This window comes from Nocardioides sp. Z30_9, from assembly GCF_058215735.1.
This window is the reverse complement of the sequence record NZ_JBZAJF010000002.1, coordinates 815,696-831,976: the sequence shown is the minus strand read 5'-3', so window position 1 is coordinate 831,976 and position 16,281 is coordinate 815,696. Positions and strand designations below refer to the sequence as shown.

13 protein-coding genes are annotated in these 16,281 nt (G+C 63.8%); 7 read left to right on the top strand and 6 right to left on the bottom strand.

Annotated elements, in window-relative coordinates:
* The first annotated feature begins 165 nt into the window (after nt 1-165).
* Both cysD and AC4BGB_RS14650 read left to right on the top strand, forming a co-directional pair.
* Nucleotides 166-1,080, top strand: a complete 915-nt coding sequence (gene cysD / locus AC4BGB_RS14655) for a sulfate adenylyltransferase subunit CysD (protein WP_490547614.1) — start codon at nt 166-168, stop codon at nt 1,078-1,080.
* Nucleotides 1,080-2,363: a sulfate adenylyltransferase subunit 1 gene (locus AC4BGB_RS14650; RefSeq protein WP_490547613.1), complete on the top strand. Its 1,284-nt coding sequence runs from the start codon at nt 1,080-1,082 to the stop codon at nt 2,361-2,363. The genes cysD and AC4BGB_RS14650 overlap by 1 nt, the downstream gene beginning before the upstream one ends.
* Here AC4BGB_RS14650 and AC4BGB_RS14645 read toward each other — a convergent pair.
* Nucleotides 2,270-2,629: a hypothetical protein gene (locus AC4BGB_RS14645; RefSeq protein ID WP_490547612.1), complete on the bottom strand. Its 360-nt coding sequence runs from the start codon at nt 2,627-2,629 to the stop codon at nt 2,270-2,272. The genes AC4BGB_RS14650 and AC4BGB_RS14645 overlap by 94 nt on opposite strands.
* Nucleotides 2,630-2,723: 94 nt before the next feature.
* Nucleotides 2,724-3,074: a phosphomannose isomerase type II C-terminal cupin domain gene (locus AC4BGB_RS14640; protein ID WP_490547611.1), complete on the bottom strand. Its 351-nt coding sequence runs from the start codon at nt 3,072-3,074 to the stop codon at nt 2,724-2,726.
* A gap of 437 nt (nt 3,075-3,511) precedes the next feature.
* On the opposite strand from AC4BGB_RS14640, the gene AC4BGB_RS14635 reads away from it, so the two are divergent.
* From AC4BGB_RS14635 to AC4BGB_RS14620, 4 genes are all read left to right on the top strand, one after another.
* Nucleotides 3,512-5,050, top strand: coding sequence for a sugar transferase (locus AC4BGB_RS14635; protein WP_490547610.1), 1,539 nt, complete (start codon nt 3,512-3,514; stop codon nt 5,048-5,050).
* A gap of 103 nt (nt 5,051-5,153) precedes the next feature.
* A complete protein-coding gene (locus tag AC4BGB_RS14630) occupies nt 5,154-6,539 on the top strand; it encodes a tyrosine-protein kinase domain-containing protein (RefSeq protein WP_490547609.1) in 1,386 nt (461 codons plus the stop codon).
* Between the two features lie 192 nt (nt 6,540-6,731).
* A complete protein-coding gene (locus AC4BGB_RS14625) occupies nt 6,732-8,195 on the top strand; it encodes a sugar transferase (RefSeq protein WP_490547608.1) in 1,464 nt (487 codons plus the stop codon).
* Between the two features lie 254 nt (nt 8,196-8,449).
* Nucleotides 8,450-9,799: an O-antigen ligase family protein gene (locus AC4BGB_RS14620; RefSeq protein WP_490547607.1), complete on the top strand. Its 1,350-nt coding sequence runs from the start codon at nt 8,450-8,452 to the stop codon at nt 9,797-9,799.
* Here AC4BGB_RS14620 and AC4BGB_RS14615 read toward each other — a convergent pair.
* Nucleotides 9,789-10,673: a DUF1501 domain-containing protein gene (locus tag AC4BGB_RS14615; protein ID WP_490548447.1), complete on the bottom strand. Its 885-nt coding sequence runs from the start codon at nt 10,671-10,673 to the stop codon at nt 9,789-9,791. The two genes, AC4BGB_RS14620 and AC4BGB_RS14615, sit on opposite strands and share 11 nt — an antisense overlap.
* A 498-nt stretch (nt 10,674-11,171) precedes the next feature.
* Nucleotides 11,172-12,845: a DUF1800 domain-containing protein gene (locus tag AC4BGB_RS14610; protein WP_490547606.1), complete on the bottom strand. Its 1,674-nt coding sequence runs from the start codon at nt 12,843-12,845 to the stop codon at nt 11,172-11,174.
* A gap of 113 nt (nt 12,846-12,958) precedes the next feature.
* On the opposite strand from AC4BGB_RS14610, the gene AC4BGB_RS14605 reads away from it, so the two are divergent.
* The gene (locus AC4BGB_RS14605; RefSeq protein WP_490547605.1) at nt 12,959-14,338 is read left to right on the top strand and encodes a glycosyltransferase; all 1,380 of its coding nucleotides are present in this window, start codon (nt 12,959-12,961) and stop codon (nt 14,336-14,338) included.
* Between the two features lie 635 nt (nt 14,339-14,973).
* On the opposite strand, the gene AC4BGB_RS14600 is transcribed toward AC4BGB_RS14605, so the two are convergent.
* Together AC4BGB_RS14600 and AC4BGB_RS14595 are read right to left on the bottom strand one after the other, a co-directional pair.
* Nucleotides 14,974-15,666, bottom strand: a complete 693-nt coding sequence (locus tag AC4BGB_RS14600; protein WP_490547604.1) for an acyltransferase — start codon at nt 15,664-15,666, stop codon at nt 14,974-14,976.
* Complete coding sequence (locus tag AC4BGB_RS14595; protein WP_490548446.1) at nt 15,654-16,181, bottom strand: phosphotransferase; 528 nt, start codon at nt 16,179-16,181, stop codon at nt 15,654-15,656. The genes AC4BGB_RS14600 and AC4BGB_RS14595 overlap by 13 nt, the downstream gene beginning before the upstream one ends.
* Nucleotides 16,182-16,281: the final 100 nt, after the last annotated feature.

The following is a 16,281-nucleotide window of genomic DNA, read 5'->3' as shown; positions in this document are numbered from 1 at the left end:
CGCGACATCACGCCCGGGCAGACGGTCGCAGGCGTGCCTGCCAAGCCGATGCACGAGTAGGGCCCGGCCGCCACCCCGTCTCGGCCTGAGGCTCCGGGCGGCCGGAGTGCTCACCTGTCGATACGATGGCGCCGCTGTCTTCAGATGAGAGGCCAACCCAAAGCGATGACGCAGACCCATTCCGACTACCGGCTCAGCCAGCTCGACCAGCTGGAAGCCGAGTCGATCCACATCTTCCGCGAAGTCGCGGCCGAGTTCGAGAAGCCCGTGCTGATGTTCTCCGGCGGCAAGGACTCCATTGTCATGCTCCGGCTGGCCGAGAAGGCGTTCTACCCGGCGAAGATCCCGTTCCCGGTGCTCCAGGTCGACACCGGCTACGACTTCCCCGAGGTCCTCGAGACCCGTGACAGCTGGGTCAACCGCCTCGGCCTGAAGCTGATCGTCGCCAGCGTCGAGGAGGCGCTCGCGAACGGCATCGTCGTCGACGACGGCAAGACCAGCCGCAACCGCCACCAGATCGGCACCCTGCTGCACGCCATCGAGGAGCACGGTTTCACCGCCGCCTTCGGTGGCGGCCGACGCGACGAGGAGAAGGCCCGCGCCAAGGAGCGCGTCTACTCCCACCGCGACGACTTCGGACAGTGGGACCCCAAGATGCAGCGCCCCGAGCTGTGGAGCCTCTACAACGGCCGCATCCACGGCGGCGAGCACATGCGGATCTTCCCGCTCTCGAACTGGACCGAGCTCGACATCTGGCACTACCTGGCCCAGGAGGAGGTCGAGATCCCCTCGATCTACTTCTCCCACCAGCGTCGCGTCTTCAAGCGGGACGGCATGTGGCTCTCCGAGAGCGACTTCAACCCGACCAAGCCCGGCGAGACGGTGGAGGAGAAGACCGTGCGCTTCCGCACGGTCGGCGACCTCACCCTCACCGGCTGCGTGGAGTCGGAGGCCGACACCTACGAGAAGATCATCGACGAGGTCGCCATCGCCCGGGTCACCGAGCGCGGCGCCACCCGTGGTGACGACCGGTTCTCCGAGGCCGCCATGGAGGACCGCAAGAAGGAAGGCTACTTCTGATGAGCACCCCCGCCTCAGCCGCGATCGGGGAGATGGACCTGCTCCGCTTCGCCACCGCAGGCTCCGTCGACGACGGCAAGTCCACCCTGATCGGGCGGCTGCTGCTGGACTCCAAGGCCATCTTCGAGGACCAGCTGGAGGCCGTCGAGGCCACCAGCGCCTCCAAGGGCTACGACTACACCGACCTGGCGCTGCTCACCGACGGCCTGCGTTCCGAGCGCGAGCAGGGCATCACCATCGATGTCGCCTACCGCTACTTCGCGACCCCGAAGCGCAAGTTCATCATCGCCGACACCCCCGGGCACGTGCAGTACACCCGCAACATGGTCACCGGCGCCTCCACCGCCGACCTCGGCCTGGTGCTGGTCGACGCCCGCCAGGGCCTCACCGAGCAGTCCCGCCGGCACGCGGTGATCCTGTCCCTGCTCCGGGTCCCGCACCTGGTGCTCGCGGTCAACAAGATGGACCTGGTCGGCTACGACCAGGAGGTCTACAACCGCATCCAGAAGGAGTTCACCTCCTTCGCCACCAAGCTGAACATCCCCGACCTCGAGGTCATCCCGATCTCGGCGCTGAACGGCGACAACGTCGTCAACCGCTCCGAGAACATGCCCTGGTACAACGGCTCCTCGCTGATGCACCACCTCGAGAACATCCACGTCGCCTCCGACCGCGACCTGGTCGACACGCGGCTGCCGGTGCAGTACGTCGTACGCCCCAAGTCCGACCAGTTCCACGACTACCGCGGGTACGCCGGCATGGTCGCCGGCGGTGTCCTGAAGCCGGGCGACGAGGTCGTCGTGCTGCCCAGCGGCATGACGAGCAAGATCGCGGGGATCGACCTGTTCGACAAGGAGATCGCCGAGGCGTTCCCCCCGATGTCGGTCACCGTGCGGCTCGAGGACGACGTCGACGTCAGCCGCGGCGACATGATCGCCCGGGTCAAGAACGCGCCGAAGCCCAGCCAGGACATCGACGCGATGATCTGCTGGATGACCAACGAGCCCCTGCGCAAGGGCCAGAAGCTCGCGATCAAGCACACGACCCGCACCGGTCGCGCGCTGATCAAGGACATCCAGTACCGCCTGGACATCAACTCCCTGCACCGCGACCAGGAGACCAAGGACCTGGGCCTCAACGAGATCGGCCGGGTGCAGCTGCGCACCACGGTGCCGCTGCTGTGCGACCCCTACGCGAAGAACCGCACCACGGGCTCGTTCATCCTCATCGACGAGGCCACCGGTGTGACCGTGGGCGCGGGGATGATCAACAGCAGCAGCTGACCTGCCTCAGCGGCGACCCTTCGGGGGCTTCTTCGCGTGACCATCGCCGAGTAGCCCTCGGGACTCCATCCCAGCGGGTTGAGTGCCCGCACCCCGACGCGGACCTTCTTCCTGCCCAGGCCCGCCAGGACGGCCTGGCCCCTTCCAGCGGGGACCCGGACCACCTTCTTGCCGGCCCTGACCTGGTAGGCGGTGATCCGGCCCCCGGCGGCGCTCACCGACCACCGCACCGAGACCTTGCCGCGGGCCACCCCGGTCGCCGCCACCCTGGGACGCCCCGGCCTGGCGCCGGGGACCACCGCTCGCGACGCCCTGGCCACCGAGCTGCCCGTGACCGACAGGGTCCGGACGCGGTTCCCCTCAGTCGCTACGGCCGTAATCGTCTTCGTAGCGGCAGATGTCGTCCTCACCGGTGTAGCTGCCGAGCTGCACCTCAACGATCACGAGCTCGACGTCGGACTCATTGCCCAGCCGGTGGCGGGCGCCGAGCGGGATGCTGATCGACTGGTCGTGGAGCACCTTCGAGATGGCACCGTCGACCTCGCAGGTGGCCTCGCCCTGGATCACCACCCAGTGCTCCGAACGGTGCTCGTGGCTCTGCAGCGACAGCCGGGAACCCGGGTTCACGTGGATGCGCTTGATCTTGTAGCCGTCGGCCACCTCGATGACGTGCCAGGAGCCCCACGGGCGCTCCTCGGACTCGACTGTCATCGTTCGGCTCCACTCGTCTCGTCGGCGCGGATGGCGGTCCCTCCCACAGCGAGCAGGAACGTATCACCGGGCCCCGGGGCTCCGGGCTCCGAACCGGACATCTCATGCGGCGGCGGCCTACCCGTTCCTCGTCGCCACGGGCTCGCCATGTAAGGAAGATCACACGCTTGTCGCGAGGACCCTTGGTCGCGACCAGTGACACCCGCACTGTCGGCCGATAGAGTCGTGGGCTTCGCGAAGGTCCCGAGCATGGGTACTTCCATGCACGTCGGGGACTCTACCGGGATCGGGCAGTTCGGACCCACCGACCCTCACAGCGGCCCACGACCACCATGCGGATGCACCATAACCTCGGGAGGTTCACTGCGTTGTCCCAGTCGAAGAGAAGCAAACAAGGGTTACCGGCAACCGGTGCATCTCCAGGGGGGCTGTTCGACATGTCTGCCGCACGTTCCGGTGTGAACGCAGCACTACGCCTCCCCCGCCGGCGCATGACCGTCGCCGACGAGGAGTTCGCGCGGCAGACCTACCTGCGCCGGCTCGGGCAGCAGTCCTCGTCCTCCTCGGTCGCGATGCTCCCCTACGCGGCCTTCGGCATCGACCTCGTCGCCGTCGCCGTCACCCTGGGCATCGCCGGAATCGGCAGGGGCAGCCTGGACGCCCTGACCGACCCCTCCTCCGTACAGCTCCACAATCACCTCGGCCTGGGTGCTCCGCTCGCCGCGATCGGGTGGATCGGCATGATCGCGCTGCTGGGTGGCTACCAGAGCAAGGTCCTCGGCGCGGGCACCGACGAGTACCGCCGAGTCGTGAACGCGAGCTTCCTGACCGGGGCGGTGGTCGCGATCATCTGCTTCGTGCTGCGGATCGACTTCTCGCGCGGTTTCTACGTCCTGGCGCTACTCCTCGGCCCCCCGCTGGTACTGCTCGGTCGTGTCCTCCTGCGGAACCTGATCAGGCGGGCCCGCACCCGCGGCAGCCTGCTGCACCGTGTGCTGATCGTCGGGTCCGAGGCCCACGTCGACGAGGTGGCTGCCGTACTGCGGCGGGAGACCTGGCTCGGGTACGACGTGATCGGCGCCCTCACCCCCGGGGCGAACGCGAGCATCGACACCCCCGCCGGCGTTCCCGTCCTGGGAACACCCACCGGAGTCGCGGACCTGGCCCACGAGGTGCACGCCGACGTCGTGTTCTTCGCCGGAGGCGCCGTCGAGTCCGCAGCCGAGCTGCGTCAGATGGCGTGGGACCTGGAGCACTCGCACTGCCAGGTGGTCGTCGCCCCGAGCCTGACCGACGTGTCCCCGGAGCGGGTGCAGGTGCGCCCGGTCGGCGGGCTGCCCCTGCTCCACCTCGAGAAGCCGCGGGCCGAAGCTGCTGCCCGCAAGGCCAAGCGGTCCTTCGACGTCCTCGGGTCCCTGGCGCTACTGGTGCTGCTCTGCCCCGTGATCGCGTTCGCCGCCTTCGAGATCTGGCGCTACGACCGCGGGCCGATCCTGTTCAAGCAGCCGCGGATCGGGCGTGACGAGACCACGTTCCCCTGCTGGAAGTTCCGCACGATGGTGATCGACGCCGAGGCACGGCTGGCCGAGATCCACGCGGCACAGGGCTCGGAGAAGGGCGTGTTCGCCAAGATCAAGGGCGATCCCCGGATCACCGGCCCCGGGCGCTGGCTGCGCCGCTACTCCATCGACGAGCTGCCGCAGCTGGTCAACGTGCTGTGCGGTGACATGAGCCTGGTCGGACCCCGGCCCCAGGTGCAGGACGAGGTCAACCTCTACGACGACAAGATGGCCCGTCGCCTCCACGTCCGTCCCGGCATGACCGGTTTGTGGCAGGTCTCCGGAAGGTCTGACCTCTCCCTGGAGGAGGCGATCAGGCTGGACCTCTACTACGTAGACAACTGGTCGATGATCCAGGACCTCACCATCCTCGCGCGGACGTTCAAGGCAGTGTTCGGCTCCTCGGGGGCATACTGATCCGAGTTCGCCCGCGGCCGGTGGGCTTGCTCTAGCCTTGGCGCGATTCATCCGGCTGTCCGACCACGAGTAATGCTCATCCCCTGCAACCGGGAGCACATCCATGGAACTTCGTGACTACCTCCGAGTAGCGCGCCGCCGATGGCTGCTCATCCTCGGCTCCCTCGTGGCAACGGTCGCGGTGGCCGCACTGGTCACCTCGCAGGTCACTCCCCAGTACTCCTCCACGGCCCGGGTGTTCATCTCCACGGTGCCGAACAACTCGAACGACGCCTACCAGGGCGGCCTGTTCTCCGAGCAGCGGGTGAGCTCGTACGCCGACCTCGTCAGCGGTCTCGAGCTCTCCCAGAGGGTGATCGACGACCTCGACCTGAAGATGTCCGCCGAGACGCTCGCCGGCAAGATCAACGCCTCGGTGGTGCCGGAGACCGTCGTACTCAAGATCGACGTGCAGGACCCGAGCCCCGAGCGCGCGCAGAGCATCAACGCCAGCGTGGTCGAGCAGCTCCAGGGGTTCGTCCAGGAGCTGGAGACCCCGCCGGGCCGCAAGGTCGCACTGCTGAAGGCGACCGTGGTGGACACCCCCCGGCTCCCCGACTCGCCGGTCTACCCCTCCCCGGTCCGCAACCTGGGGCTGGGCCTGGTCCTCGGGCTCCTGCTGGGCTTCGGCCTCGCCGTCCTGCGCGAGATCCTCGACACCTCGGTCAAGCGCATCGAGGACGTTCCCTCGCTCGGCCAGACGCCGGTGCTCTCGGCGCTCGCCTACGACAGCGACGTGCAGAAGCACCCCCTGATCAGCAGCCTGCCCCCCAGCGCACCGCGCGCCGAGGCCTTCCGGGTGCTGCGCACCAACCTGTCCTTCATCGACGTGGACCACCCCAGCAAGGCGTTCGTGGTGACCAGCTCGGTGCCCGCCGAGGGCAAGTCGACGACGGCGGTCAACGCGGCCATCGCGATGGCCCTCGGTGGCCAGCGGGTGCTGCTCGTCGACGGCGACCTGAGGCGCCCGCAGGTCGCCGCGATGCTCGGCCTGGTGCCCACCGTGGGCCTGACCACGGCGCTCGTCGGGAAGGGCAGCCTCGAGGAGACCGTCCAGAAGCACGCTCCCACGGGGCTCGACGTGCTCACCGCCGGGCGGCTGCCACCCAACCCGGCCGAGATGCTGCAGTCCAACGCGATGCGGGACCTGCTGGAATCGGCCCGGCAGCACTACGAGGTGATCATCATCGACGCCCCGCCGCTGCTGCCGGTGACCGACGCCGCGGTGCTCGCTTCCCAGACCGACGGAGCCGTGCTCGTCGTCCGTCACGGCGAGACCACCAAGGACCAGCTCAACGGTGCGGTGGACCGGCTCGCCTCGGTGGGTTCGGCCCCCCTCGGCGTCATCTTCAACATGATCCCGCCGGGGCGGTCCGGGCGCTACGGCTACGGCTATGGCTATGGCTACGCAGCCGACCCGAAGGCCGAGCGACAGACGGCCGGGATCTGACTCAACGACGGACTCACCCCAACGTGGGTCGTGCGGACTCGTAGCAGAGGCACGTCACGGGCGATCGACCCTGCCGCCGTGGACTAGCCCAGCTGGGCCGATCTGGACAGTGCATTCTTTCAAGACGATCGATCCCCTTTAAGTTTGTTCCCGATAACACACCAGTTATCGGTGTAAATCGGGGGATTCGAAGTGGCCGTTATTTCTGTCGTTGAGTCGACGCGGGTCGCGTCGCGGGTCCGTGGTGGGCTGCGCTACATCCCGGTGCTGGCGTTCGGGATGGACCTGGTCCTGATCACGTTGTGTGTGCTGGCCGCGATCGTGGGCCGGGGGGCGTTGCGGTTCTCCAGCGTGGTCGATGAGGTCGTGATGGGCCAGGACCTCGCGGTGGTGGGTCCGTTGATGATCGTGGGCTGGGTCGGTGCGATCTTCGCCCTGGGCGGGTACCGCCCGCAGTTCTTCGGTGCGGGTCTTGATGAGTACAAGGCGGTGGTCAACGCCTCGCTGATCACCGCGGCCCTGGTCGGGATCGGCTGCTTCCTGGTCCAGTTCCAGCTCTCGCGCGGGTTCTTCGTGCTCGCCTTCGCCCTGGGGGTCCCGGTCCTGGTGGCGGGCCGGTTGCTGCTGCGCCGCAGCGTGCAGCGTGCCCGGGTGCTGGGGTCGTTGCAGCACCGGGTGGTGATCGCCGGCGCCGAGGGCCATGTCGATGAGATCGCCGCGGTCCTGGCCCGGGAGAAGTGGCTGGGCTACCAGGTCATCGGCGCCCTGACCCCCGAGCCCGGCGAGCGGGCCTGCACCCACTCGGGGATCCCGCTGCTGGGGACCTCACGCTCGATCGCGCAGGTCGCGGTCGAGGCCGAGGCCGACGTGGTCTTCCTCGCCGGTGGCGCGTTCGGGTCCTCCGCGCAGATGCGGCGCCTGGCCTGGGATCTCGAACACGAGGACATCGCGGTGGTGCTGGCCCCCAGCGTCACCGACGTCTCGGCCGAGCGGATCAGCATGCGCCCGGTCGGGGGCCTGCCGTTGATCCACCTGGAGAAGCCCCGCTCCCAGGCCGCGGTCCGCCGCGCCAAGCGCACCTTCGACATCACCGCCACCTTGGTCCTGCTCGCCCTGTTCTCCCCGGTCTTCGCGTTCGCGGCCTACCGGATCTGGGCCCACGACCACGGCCCGGTGCTGTTCCGCCAGACCCGCGTGGGCCGCGACGGCGCGGCGTTCCAGTGCTGGAAGTTCCGTACCATGGTCACCAACGCCGAAGAGCTCCTCGCCAAGCTCCACCAAGAACAGGGCTACGCCGGTGGACTGTTCAAGATGGAACACGACCCCCGGATCACCACCCCGGGCAAATGGCTGCGCCGGTTCTCCCTCGACGAGCTCCCCCAGCTGATCAACGTCCTGACCGGCGACATGTCCCTGGTCGGACCCCGACCCCCGCTGCGCCACGAAGTCGCCCAGTACGACGACGACATGGCCCGCCGCCTGCGAGTGCGCCCCGGCATGACCGGCCTGTGGCAGGTCTCCGGACGCTCCGAGCTCTCCTGGTCCGAAGCCATCCGCCTCGACCTCTACTACGTCGACAACTGGTCCATGCTCCAAGACCTCTTCATCCTCGCCCGCACCTTCGGCGCCGTCTTCACCTCCCGCGGCGCCTACTGAACGGAGGAGCCACAAGGCTCACCTCAACCCCTGATCCACGTGCACAAAACATTCGCGTTCGCTGCTCCGTGACGCCGCTTGACATACCGACCTACACGTCGATAGGTAAGCCCTAATGCCCTCTGAGGGTTCGCGTCCCGCTTCCAACCTCGTGGCATGAGGGCGGTGATCATCCCTCCAGTCCGCGGAAATCACGCCAATCTCTTTGAACAAGGCTGACCAGCCCTCAACCCGATTGAGGTAAAGTCGCCACGATGGGGCGACAGGTGCACATGGCAGTCGCGGGCCTTCTTGCCCTGGCAGGAATCTTCTGGGCAAACCAGTGGTTCGGATCCTCGGGTGTGGCTGCTATGGCTTTGCTTGGGGGGGTACTGGGCTGCGCTATCGCAGCGCACCAAAATATCAGCCTGAGCCTCCCCGTCATGGCAGTCGGCTGGACACTGGTCATATTCACTGCAGAATCCGGTCGCGTAGCCGGGATCAGTGCTGACGGTGCGTTTTCGCCAATGAAATTAGTGCCACTGAGCGTGCTGCTACTGGGAATGCTGTTCGCACTTGCCCGCCCGGTTGTGGATGATGGTTGGGAGTTGCCGGTCAGACTCTTTGCCACGTACCTCGCTTGGCAGTTGGTATGCACGCTTGTTTCCGAAAGCCCCATCCAGGCCGTTCTGCGAGTCATCCAAGCTGGGATTCCCTTTTTCGCAGCAGTTCTTTGTATTCGCCGACGACTGAATCCCATAGCGTTGGTCGGCGGCCTCGTCGCGGCGTGCCTGGCCCACGTGTTGTATGCAGTTCGAAATCCAACGTACGTCGGTTTCGAAGGAGAGCAACGGCTCGTAGGGCTGCTGATCGCCAATTCATTTGCATTGTCCGCAGGCCTACTGGTTGTGCTCGCGGTAGGACTTTGGCAGGGGGGGACACTTCCTCGACTCGGGCGCTGGGCCGTCCTCCCGTTAGTCCTTCTGGGAGCCTACGCACTGTATCTTTCCGTAGGTAGGACCGCGGCTTTAGCGGTCCCCGCTGGCGTCGTGGCCGGAACACTGGCGTACGCACGGAAGATCCATCACACCACTGCTCCACCGCTGCGGAGAACACTCCTTCTCGCTTGCCTGCTCGCCCCCACAGCAATCGTGGCATCGCAATCGTCCGCAACTTCAACCTGGTTCGAAACTGGGAATACTGACTTGATGACGCTGACTGGGCGCACCGACCTTTGGGGCCGGATTGTTGAAGCGGCCGTCGGATCTCCGATCTTCGGCTACGGCCCAGGGGCAATGCGCTTCGGCTCAGAGTCCCTTCGCGGGCACCTCGGACCGATGCTTGAACTTGGTCAAGCGCACAACTCATTCTTTGAGGCACTCCTCAACAGTGGCTGGCCAGGAGCCATCCTCTGGCTCGTCGCAATGACGGCCCTACTCCGTTCATCACTTCATTTGAGCAGCCCCAGAAGGCCACTCACGGTCTCCCTTTTCGTCGCAATCGGAATCTTTTCGATCACACTGGGAAACATGTCCGGCTTTGGAATTGGGTGGTACGCCCTTATGACGTGCATGGCGATGGCGTGCACCAAGGAGTACACGACTAACCTTTCACCTACCGCATGAACCCCAGTGGCTGGTATCGCAAGCCAGGGAAAAGTTCCGAAACCGGCCTATCAGTAAATCGCCTGCTCACTATCTCACCGAGCACATTCCTGTAATCGGTCGTTACCGCCAGTTCGCCCGAGTTTCCCGAATCAAGTGTCAGTCCTGGCCATGATCCGTAGTACTTTCCACCCTTGACCCCTGCACCCGCCACAAGCATCATGTTCCCCCACCCATGGTCGAAGCCTTGACTCCCATTCTCGGCGACCTGTCGCCCGAACTCAGAGATGGTGACCAAAGTAACCCGATTCCTGAACTCGCCTAAATCGTCCATGAACGCCGCGATGGCGGCGGCCATGCCGTCAAGCCCGCTTTGCATCGGGCCCGATTTCACCGTGCCATACCCAACGTGAAGATCCCATGAACCAGCGTCTATTGCCACAACGTCTGTGCCGAAGCCCCCCTTGATCAAGCGCGCGGCAGCTTGGAGCGGCTTGGCAAATGGCCCGGCGTTCCACGAGTCTGGGTAACCCTTCGCTGCGGGCAGGGTGTTCAAATATGTGCCTGGCCCCTGTGAGATGGCGAGCGCCTCCGCCGCGCCATCGGACAGTGGCCCTGTGGCATTCCGCCACAAGTTTTGGAGCGACGCGTACCGATGGGTCGCGTAACTATCGAGCCCAGCAACTTGCAATCCGGATAGATCGGTGGTGGCCAGCAACGGCTTGTCCCCCATCATTGCCGTGCTAGGGGTGCTTACGCCGAGCTGGACCGCCTCTAAGATGCCTCGGGATGTCCCCATCCCAACCATTCGGTTGATCCAGCCTTGGCGGACCGAGGATCCCGGGTTAGCGTCCTCGACTTCCTCCATCGCTGAGAAGTGCGAACGATTAGGCATAGGCAAGCCGGTTGCCTGAACGGCAGCCAATTCGCCAGCTTTCCATAACTTTTCCAACGGGGATAAGGCAGGGTGGAGACCGAACGTCGGATCCGAGCAAACAAGCGATGCGGCCGGAACAGCCGTTGTGGGTCGCGCCTTGTAGTACACCGGATCCCCGTGCGGCACCACCACTCCCATCCCATCAATGCCTCCGCGTAGTGAGACCACCACCAGCGTGTTCCCCCCAACCTCGCCCGCAAATGATGCCTGCATTACTGACTCACCAAAGAGCTGAGATACAGCGGCGGCACCCCCGATTCCCGCGGCACCTTGCAACAGAGAACGTCGGGACAACCTCGTCCCAACTGGCCCCTCACAACACGTATTCTCTTCAGGGGCGGCGCTGGAAGACCTTGGGTACATCAGAAACGACCTCCGACGAGAATCAATGGGTTAGGGGAACCAGGTTTTTTCACATTCGTAACTCGTCACGCCAGCTCGCGACATGGCGTGACCTCAGGTCACCATGTGTTCCGGCGAGTCCAGGAACGTCACAAGCAGCTTCGCCATCAACCACGGTGACCATGCAAGTTGATGCTGGGCATTGATCACGGCGGCCGGAGCAATCCCGATGGACTGAGAGGCGCTCGCGAGCAGACGGCTGTCACTTGAACGCCCGAGCAGCATCAGGGACATGTGGTCAACCAACGCGCCAAAACTCACGGTCGCTGCCGGGAACCAAGCCTGCGGAGGCATGTAAGTCGCCCCCTTGGGCCACCACCCCCCCGCCTGATCCGAGTGCATCTTGTATGACGTGAAGACCCTTGAAGCCGATGACCATGGCCTTCCTGTGACGGGCGGGCCATCAGGGCGCGGCCAAGAGAACAGTGGTACACCCCCGTGGACATAGTTGGCCGTGGCTGCATACATGCCGGCTGGCTTCGAACCTGGGGGCTCGACATCAACATTGAGCACTCTGGCCGTGGCCACAAGGTCGTCGATTGGGGTTCGCACCTTTTGGCCAGACGACGTCAGGAACTCCGGATCCGCTGCTATTGCCCGCAGAACGGCGCTTACGTCAGTCCCAGACTTGAGATACACCGCGGCCAAGCGGGCTACAAGAGCCTCCGAGGGGTTATCCGAAACAAAGTATTGAGCGAACTTAGTCGCCAAATTCCGCGCTGTCGATGGATGCTTTGCTAGGTACCCCAAATACGCTAGCGCAACCTCTTGACCGTCTCGCGACGAATTTGCATGGGTGAAGTCCAGGATCCGGAGGGGCCCCGTCGTGTGCCTCCCGGGGTCATATTTCGCAGCGAAACTTGCGCCCCAATCGACCGTATACCCAGAGAGGGCAATCGCGGACGCCTTAACCATGTCTTCGGTGAAATTTGCTCCCACACCAACCGAGTGAACCTCAAGGAGCTCGCGCCCCTGATTCTGGTTGGGCCTGCCCACCGCTGACAGCCAGTTATCAAGGTAGACCCGCATCGCCGGGTGGAGCGAGCACGACGTGAGAATATCTTCGAACCGCCCGAAGGCTAACCGGCGAATCGTGGCATCATAATCGAACCGGTAAACAAACGCCTTATCGTGACCACCGAGGATGTGGAGATTAGTTGACCAGAAGTCAACCATAGTCTCCAAGACGCTTCGCTTCGAATAGACCCGCCTCAAGATGCTCCAGTTTGCCAAGTCATTCGCATACGCCCCGCCCGATTTGATCCCTGCCCGGTTCTTCGAGAATTTCTCGGCGGGCGTTTCGCGCAGAGACGCAAACCAGGAGTCGACAGCGGCGATCTTGGAGGTTTCCATGACTGAGTCGGGACGCAACTGCTTCTCAAACCATGCCTCCGGAGAGCCAAGGGCGCGCATCTCAGCGAGAGCAGGTTGGGTAAAACCAGTCCCGAACCTATTTAGGAACAGCAACTCCCTCGACGTGGCCCTCAGGGGGACACCCCCACTGGTCGGGGATGGTTTGCCCCCGGCAGGTGCCGGAGGTTTCGTCGCGGTTGGCTTCGGAGTCGGAACTCTTGGTTTGGGCGCGGCAACCGGCGCGGGACGCACCTTCACTGCCTTCGCTGCCTTCACGGCCTTCCGCCGGACAACCCGTCGCTTTCTGACGAGGAAACGCCGGCGCCGCTTGCGCGCCTTACGGCGCTTACGTCTCTTAAGGCTGATGATTGCCATCGCGGAGGTCCTCAGGATCGGGCGGTTACGTGTCCATTATGACTGTTACGCGGCACTTGTGGGGACAAACCCCGATTTCAGGCGTCTTTGAGGCCTAGCCGTGCCAGCGGACCATGTCGCAGAGTCGCGAACCACCCCGCCCGTCGCAGGTCGGGGAAAAGTCGCACCTACGCACAGGGCATCGGAGGCTCCCCTCGAGCACGGCGGCTTGTGATCGGGCGAACGGCAGATCTTTGGCTTGGTCCAGCGACCAGGAGCGGATTTCCTCTAGGACGCGAACAAGGACATACTTCTCAGAGGAAATCTTGCCCGCGATTCGAGAGAGGCTGAGGGGCCTAATCCCCGTACACGCTATGCGCATCGCACACGTAGGCAATATTGGGGCTGACAGTCCGAACGGCGTGCACCAAGCAGTCACGCGAATGTCATCGCTTGCGCGCTCATGGGGAGCAAGCGTCGAGGTGTGGCATACCTCGGCTACGGCCACCGCAGTAACCGAGTATGCCGTTGACGACACTCCCGTATTTCGCCTCCCAGTTCACTCAGTCCCCGGCAGGCTTTCGTCGCACCTCAGGTGGCCCACCAAGGCATCTTGGAGTTTGTTGACTGACCTTGCCTCCAAGGTCGACGTCATACACCTTCACTCGGTGTTCCAACCGGAGCACGTATGGGTCCCCCGTCTGAACACCCCCTTTGTCTGTACGCCTCATGGCGGCTACCACGAACTCGTCCTGCAAGGAAACCGAGCGATCTTCAAGAACCTCTGGATTCGATTTCATGAACGGGATCTATTAGCGGCCGCCGCAAGTGTCCAAGCGCTCACCTCGGAAGAGGCGCTACAGGTGAACCGACTTGAGCCAGCAGCGCGCACACGCGTCCTGCCCGTTCCATTGCCCGACCTGGCTTACGCCGCGCCCCAAATCGGGCGACGTCCCGACGCCCCAATCGTTTTCCTTGGGCGACTCGATATCCCACACAAGGGGCTCGATCTGCTGTTGCGTGCGTGGGCAGAGGTAAGTCACATTTTCCCGAGTCGAACGCTTGTCCTAGCTGGGCCGGATCAGGGTGGTTCACATCGGGAACTGGAGAGCATGGCGAAAAGCCTAGGGATCGGTGATCGAACTCACCTCGCTGGACCTGCTTGGGGTGCGGGCAAGCGAGCCCTCTTGGCAGACGCATCCTGGTTTATCCACACGTCTAGGCGCGAGGGACTGCCGCTTGCCATGTTAGAAGCTGCACAATTGGGTGTGCCCCTCATTGCCACTAGAGGAACAAACTTGCTTCCACTAATACACGAAAGTGCAGGTGGAGTTTCTGCTGGAAGTGACGTTGCCGGCATAGTCGGCGCCCTAACTACGGCCCTAAGCATGAACGAATGCGACCGGGTTGCCATGGGAGAGCGCCTGAGGACCTTTTCGCAAAGCTTCTCGGCCCGAGAACTGGCGCCACGGTACCGGACCCTATATGAAGAGGCCTGCGATCCGAATGGATGATCACTCCCGATTGCAGGCGCTCCTGGGGGAGCTGCGCAACCTCGGTGCCATCGTGGTCAAGAACCCCGACTTGTGGGCCAATTTGGCGCGCGGCGGCGACTGGGACCTCGCAGTCCCAGATCCGGTGACAGCAGAGAGATCGCTCGTCCGGCACATGGGCAGACCTGCGCACGTCACGCGGCGGTCATACGTGACTTCATTTCGCTATGGATGGGGAGCCATTGACTTGTTGCCAAACCTGCAATGGCGAGGCAACACGCTGGTGAACTACCAACAAATGGCCGACTTCTCTGTTGACACGGGGTGGCCCTTGCCTGAGACATGTCCGGCGCACCAAGCCACCGCTAGCTGCGTCTACCCCATACTGGCTCACGGTAGCTACAATCCGCGTTACGACTTGGTCTGGCAGACGGCGCGGTCAGAGGATGCCAAGGAACTTCACCGGGTGCTCGTGGAAAGCTTCAGCAGCGCCTGCATTCCCCTGTTCGACACATTGGAAATCGCGGCAAGCCACCAACGTACTCTCCGTAGAATGATTCTACGCCAGCACGTGCGTACTCAGCCAACAGGCTTCGCCGTGAGTACGGCGCGCTTCTACCTGGCTGAGTGTCGGGTGCGAGTCAGAGATGCAGCGGTCAAGCCTGCACCGCTTTGATGATCCTTGCTGGCACCCCACCTATGACCACTCCCGCCGGGAAATGGCCTTTGACTACAGCTCCCGCAGCCACAACGGATCCTGCACCAACTACGGTGTCATCAAGGAACGTTACTTTCGCACCGATCCAGCAGTTGTCCCCAACTGAGATTCCATTTTCTGTCACTCCTTGATCTCTGATGAGCACTTCGGGATTTTCGAAATTATGGTTCTGAGAGTGGAATGAAACATAGCTACCACCAAGGACATCATCACCGACCACGACTCCCCCCGAGGCCCCAACATGACAGTAATCTCCAAAGCCGCTGTTCGCGCCCAAACAGAACCCCGTACCTAAGCGACTGGCGTGCCCGGTCGCAATAACGCTACTGAAGTCACCCAGACGACTTCCGGCACCGAAGCTGATCGACTGCTTTGCGTAGCCATCTATGCGGCTCCACCTTCCGATGCTGACGCCTTTGCCCCAAGAGATGTGTGACGCCCCGGAAATCTTCGTGCCGCGGCCAATGAACACGGGCGCTGTGCGGGTCCGGATCCCCCCGCGCAAAAGTGGAATGGCCCGATGCGCCACATTGTCAACAAACCACCAAGGCGGTATCTCTTCGTCGACGTAAATCGCCTCACGGCCCGTCAGTTCCCGGGCTTTCGCGAACGTGCGCGCTACCTTCCCCACAGTTCCTCCAGTATTTTCGCCTTTGCGCCTATCGTGCGTTCCAAACGGGACGAGTTCGCGGGGTAGCGCAAGCGCGCTTCGGTGTCTCGAATCACTGCTGACGCAATTGCGGAGGCCGTGATCTCCTCGAAACCTTTAGAAGAACCGAGTGGGCCTGCCAGCAAACCTCGCAACTTTGCAACACTAGGGGGGCGGCCCGCCATGCTGGCAATGTGGGTCGCACAGTAGACCAAGTCGAAGTATGGGGGGTAAGTGCCCACCTCGTCATAATCGATAAGGGTCGGTGGGCGACCAGCATTCCCGGCAAGCAAGTTATACGACGTAAAATCACCATGAGCGAGGTGCAGGGCGCTGGGCCTCACGCTGGAGAGCAGCGAACGCCAAAAACCCTCCGGTTGACCACGCAGACGAGCTAGCTCAGGGGCAGCGCCATCGCTTCGAACCTCCCATTCATGCCCATCCAGGTCATGCGGCTGGTCTAGCTGCTTGACGCCTATGTGCCTCGCCAGGTCCATCGCCAGTCGCTGACCGGGAGGCTTGCCGCCAGCGACGACGGGGTACCAAACGACTTGATTCGATAGCACGGTGGCGCCCAACGTGTCCAGCCGACCTTCG

Bases quoted from the DNA above. Each gene is read 5' to 3' on its own strand.
- cysD (WP_490547614.1), top strand. From the start codon at position 166: ATGACGCAGACCCATTCCGACTACCGGCTCAGCCAGCTCGACCAGCTG.
- AC4BGB_RS14650 (WP_490547613.1), top strand. From the start codon at position 1,080: ATGAGCACCCCCGCCTCAGCCGCGATCGGGGAGATGGACCTGCTCCGC.
- AC4BGB_RS14640 (WP_490547611.1), bottom strand. From the start codon at position 3,074: ATGACAGTCGAGTCCGAGGAGCGCCCGTGGGGCTCCTGGCACGTCATC.
- AC4BGB_RS14635 (WP_490547610.1), top strand. From the start codon at position 3,512: ATGTCTGCCGCACGTTCCGGTGTGAACGCAGCACTACGCCTCCCCCGC.
- AC4BGB_RS14630 (WP_490547609.1), top strand. From the start codon at position 5,154: ATGGAACTTCGTGACTACCTCCGAGTAGCGCGCCGCCGATGGCTGCTC.
- AC4BGB_RS14620 (WP_490547607.1), top strand. From the start codon at position 8,450: ATGGGGCGACAGGTGCACATGGCAGTCGCGGGCCTTCTTGCCCTGGCA.
- AC4BGB_RS14615 (WP_490548447.1), bottom strand. From the start codon at position 10,673: ATGCCTAATCGTTCGCACTTCTCAGCGATGGAGGAAGTCGAGGACGCT.
- AC4BGB_RS14610 (WP_490547606.1), bottom strand. From the start codon at position 12,845: ATGGCAATCATCAGCCTTAAGAGACGTAAGCGCCGTAAGGCGCGCAAG.
- AC4BGB_RS14605 (WP_490547605.1), top strand. From the start codon at position 12,959: ATGTCGCAGAGTCGCGAACCACCCCGCCCGTCGCAGGTCGGGGAAAAG.
- AC4BGB_RS14595 (WP_490548446.1), bottom strand. From the start codon at position 16,181: ATGGACCTGGCGAGGCACATAGGCGTCAAGCAGCTAGACCAGCCGCAT.